Source organism: Leptospira noumeaensis (genome assembly GCF_004770765.1).
In the GTDB taxonomy this organism is placed as follows: domain Bacteria; phylum Spirochaetota; class Leptospiria; order Leptospirales; family Leptospiraceae; genus Leptospira_A; species Leptospira_A noumeaensis.
In genome coordinates, this window is the sequence record NZ_RQFK01000029.1 from 1 (window position 1) to 4333 (window position 4333).

General features: G+C 33.3%; 5 protein-coding genes. All 5 read left to right on the forward strand.

What is annotated here, in order from left to right; all coding sequences use genetic code 11:
• The first annotated feature begins 208 nt into the window (after positions 1 to 208).
• Positions 209 to 439, forward strand: coding sequence for a type II toxin-antitoxin system antitoxin VapB (gene vapB / locus EHQ24_RS16750; protein WP_135602785.1), 231 nt, complete (start codon positions 209 to 211; stop codon positions 437 to 439).
• Positions 439 to 837 (forward strand): type II toxin-antitoxin system tRNA(fMet)-specific endonuclease VapC, encoded by a 399-nt coding sequence (gene vapC, locus EHQ24_RS16755; RefSeq protein ID WP_135602781.1) that lies wholly within the window; start codon positions 439 to 441, stop codon positions 835 to 837. Before vapB ends, vapC begins: the two co-directional genes overlap by 1 nt.
• 191 nt (positions 838 to 1028) lie before the next feature.
• Positions 1029 to 1931, forward strand: a complete 903-nt coding sequence (locus tag EHQ24_RS16760) for a hypothetical protein (protein ID WP_135602782.1) — start codon at positions 1029 to 1031, stop codon at positions 1929 to 1931.
• 199 nt (positions 1932 to 2130) lie between these two features.
• Positions 2131 to 2925, forward strand: coding sequence for a TIR domain-containing protein (locus EHQ24_RS16765; protein ID WP_135602783.1), 795 nt, complete (start codon positions 2131 to 2133; stop codon positions 2923 to 2925).
• Positions 2926 to 3362: 437 nt separating this feature from the next.
• The gene (locus EHQ24_RS16770; RefSeq protein WP_135602784.1) at positions 3363 to 3776 is read left to right on the forward strand and encodes a hypothetical protein; all 414 of its coding nucleotides are present in this window, start codon (positions 3363 to 3365) and stop codon (positions 3774 to 3776) included.
• The last annotated feature ends 557 nt before the right edge of the window (positions 3777 to 4333 follow it).

Consider the following 4333-nt stretch of genomic DNA (forward strand, 5'->3'; position numbering starts at 1 on the left):
GCGCCCTCGCTCGGTCTACGACACATAGGCTTCTGGCACTCCTCTTGCTTACGCAAGCGTCGTTCCAGTCCCTAACGTCCCGTTTCCGGGACTCAGGGCCAGCCTACGTCGGTTAGTCTAGTTCGTTATTTGCAATGGCGAAAAATAAATTTTAAATCACAAAAAATCAAGGTTGACAAAAGTATATACTATGATATATACTTTTGTCATGCAAACAGCAAAAATTTTTATCAACGGAAGAAGCCAAGCAGTCAGAATTCCGAAAGAATTCCAATTTAAGGGAGATGAAGTTTTTATTCAAAAACTTGGTGATGCAGTTATTCTTGTTCCAAAAAATAAAGCATGGAATGCATTTTTAGATGGATTAAATGGTTTTTCAGATGATTTTATGAAAGATGGGAGAAATGAACTACCAGATTCTGAAAGAGACTTTATCTGATGTTCCTTCTTGATACAAATATTTGCATTTTCCTCATTAAAAAGAAAAATCAAATTCTATTAGATAAAATTAAAAAGAATTATAATAAAGGTATCTTCATTTCAACTTTAACACTCGCTGAACTAGAATTTGGTATTCAGAACAGTGAACAAAAGGAAAAAAATAGACTTTCGCTAATCGAATTCCTTGCTATTTTTGAAGTCTTACCTTTTGAAGAAAGAGACACGCAAGCTTTTGGAATTATTAAAGCTGATTTAAAAAAATCAGGCAATTTAATCGGCTCTATTGACGCTCTATTAGCGGCACAAGCTGTTTCCAGAAATTTAACATTTATAACAAACAATACAAAAGAATTTAAGAGAGTTAAGAACTTAATTTTTGAAGATTGGACTCTCTAATATCGCCACTGCAAATAACAACGACTAACCGCTTCACTTCGGGACTGCCGCCCTCGTTCGGTCTCCGACACATAGGCTTTTGGCACTCCTCTTGCTTACGCAAGCGTCGTGCCAATCCCTAACGTCCCGTTCGGGACTCAGGGCCAGCCTACGTCGGTTAGTCTAGTTCGTTATGCGAAATTGCTTAAAATATGATTAAAATTGAAGAGATTAGCCCTGATGATTATTATTCTAATTATATCAGAATAAAATATTTCAATCTAAACGAAAAAAAGATTCTTTGGAGAAATTTTAACATTTGCTTTTACTGTCAAAAATACAACAGAAAATCCAATCCAGATCTATTTAAACAAAACGCGCATGCAGTCTCTAGTTATTTTAACTCAAATCTATACAATTATGATGAGTGTGATGTATGTAATAATTTTTTTTCAAATAAATTCGAAACCAAGTTATCCCTTTTCTTTGACCCTATAAAAAGTTTTATATTCCAAAATCACAAATTTAAACAACAGGATAGCTTTTATTACAATAAAAATGGAGATGTTATACTTCATCCAAATTTCATCAAAAGCATCGATCAAGAAAACAGAATAGCTCACATTACAATTAAACAACCATCAATCAGTATCTTAGATATATATTGTTGTTTATTAAAAATGGGATTATCAGTTTTTAATCGGAATCAAAGAAGAGAAGTCTCAAAACCGCTCAAATTACTTTCACTAGATTTAAATTATCAAACTAAATTAAGACATTTAAATCATTACTTCCTATTTGGTATACATAATGAATACTCAACAGAAGATAGTATCGCCATCTATACAAATAAATCCAAATTAAATTTACCAAAATATTTCATTTTTATCAAACATCACAGATTCTACTTTCAACTATTTATTCCCTTTATTAATGACGATGCTACATTCAATAAACTTTCACCTACAACTTTTCAATTCGGATCCGAAACAAATTTCAATTCAATTTACTTTGTTTCAAATTTTATCGAAAAAGGTGAAATAAATTTAGCCTTAAAATCCACGAATGAAGAGAAATTTGAAAACTATATAACCAAAAATAACTTAAGAAAGTAAGCAACTTCGCATAACAGCACCTTCCCGCTACGCTTCGGCACAAGGCCTCGCTCGGCCTGCGGCAAATTGTCCTCCTGTCACTCACTTGCATGCGCAAGCTACGTGCCAGTCCCTAACGTCCCGTTCCGGGACTCAGGGTCGGACAACTTCGGGAAGGCTAGTTCGTTATACGCTATAGCTTTAAATATAAGGAGAAAAAATGTATTATCATGTTATTTTAGAAACAGATGATAAAATCGGGAAAAACAACAATTACCAGGTTCTTTACGATTTTAACATAACTGAACTTGAGAAATTAAAAAAGGAAGTTTTAAATCCTTTTAAAGAAAATATTAAATTCCAGTTTAAAGGCTATTTTATACAACCCAATAGAATAAGACGATTAGCAATAAAACAAAGTGAGAAAAGTGTAGAAGCGATTTGTTCAATTGAACAACAAAAAGTAGGCAGAGGTATTTTCTATGTCTGGACTAACGAAATGGTTGTAAATAGTGATAAATTGACTAAAGATGTAACAACTGAATTACTTAATTCAGTTCCTGATCTCATTAATACAATTCAAACAGAAAATAATTCTAGAAATACTAAAATTTTTATCGTTCATGGTCATGATGACGCCCTAAAATTAGAAGTAGCAAGATTTATCGAAAAGTTTAAATTAGAAGCAATCATTCTTCATGAAAAGGCAAACTCAGGTATGACCATCATTGAAAAAATTGAAAAGTATACTGATGTAAATTTCGCAATAGTCTTATATTCTCCATGTGATATCGGAACACAAAATGATGGGAAATCGGAATTAAAACTCAGAGCTAGGCAAAATGTAGTATTTGAACATGGATATTTAATAGGTAGATTAGGTAGAGAAAAAGTTTGCGCATTAGTTAAAGATGATATTGAAACTCCAGGAGACATATCAGGCGTAGTTTATATAGACTATAACAAGCAAGATTGGAAATTAAACATCGCAAAAGAACTAAAAACATCAGGATAAAATATAGACTTAAATTTACTAGCATAAAGCTACAGCGTATAACAGCGGGGAAACGCTGCGCTTCGGCACTGCCGGCCTCGCTTGGGCTGCGCCACATTCCCTTTCTGTCACTCGCTCGCATACGCAAGCTACGTGCCAGTCCCTAACGTCCCGTCACCGGGACTCAGGGTCAGGGAACGTCGTCTCCCCTAGTTCGTTATACGCAATTTTTCCACAAACTTTTAAAATTATCAGGATTCTTCATTTATTTATACAACAACCAAGAGTCATTTTTTCTATATGCAGAAAAAATATTTGGCCAATTAATAGTGATAAATGACGGCACTACATTTCAAATATCATTTAAAGCAAATTATATCATTAAGATATTAAATTGAAAATAAACGTATATTAATGAATTTAAATACAAGACTTACTTAAATTAAAGGAAATAAATTATGAAATACTTACTCTTCACACTTTTATTACTGTTCACCAGTTTAAATTTATACTCAATTAATGAAGATAAATCAAAGAAGCTCAATTGCAAACCTTTCCTTAAAGGTAGTTTCTTTGATTACTCACAACTAGAAAATTCTAAGCATATTATCAAAAGATTTGATGATAATAGTTACATTTATGATCTCGACGGAACTACAATAATTGTGAAATCAAAATTAGAAATCGTAAAAAATTGCATATTAAAGTTTAAAATATATGAATTAAACAATCCTAGTTTATCTAATAAACAAAAAGAAGAAGTAATGGCTTTCAATTCAATTGAAGAGATTTACAAAATTGAAGGTAATACTGCATACTATAGAGGTTTAAACTGTAAATGTAAAGGATATTATGTTAAGTTTGAAGAATAGTTTTATTAAAAGACAATAAATTATAGCTTTTTTCAACTACGCATATTGCTTATTGAATTTGAATTATATTCACTCAGAAACACTTTTTCTTTTTCAGTTTACTTTAAATAATATTTATTGGTAAAATTTGAAAAAACTGCGTATAACACTGTCTACTCACTTCGCTTCGGCACTACGGCCTTGCTCGGGCTGCGCCACATTTCCCTTCTGGCATTCGCTCGCATACGCAAGCTGCATGCCAGTCCCTAACGTCCCGTCGGGACTCAGGGTCGGGAAACGTCGAGTAGACTAGTTCGTTAGTTGCAATATGCTAAATTTCGTTCTCGTCAGGTTTCTTTATTTTACTTTTTTATTGATACGGAAGTATGGATAAAAAGTATATCTAACTCTTAACGCTTGTTGATCAAAGTTTCTCTTTGATTTACTTTGCTTCGTCTGCTGAAGAATTCTGGTGGGACTTCCAGTTCCATTTTACCTGGACTTTTTTACTCGTAAGGCATACTGCAACTAACAGCGTCTTAACGCTTCACTTCGGGACAGGCCCTCGTTCGGCCTTC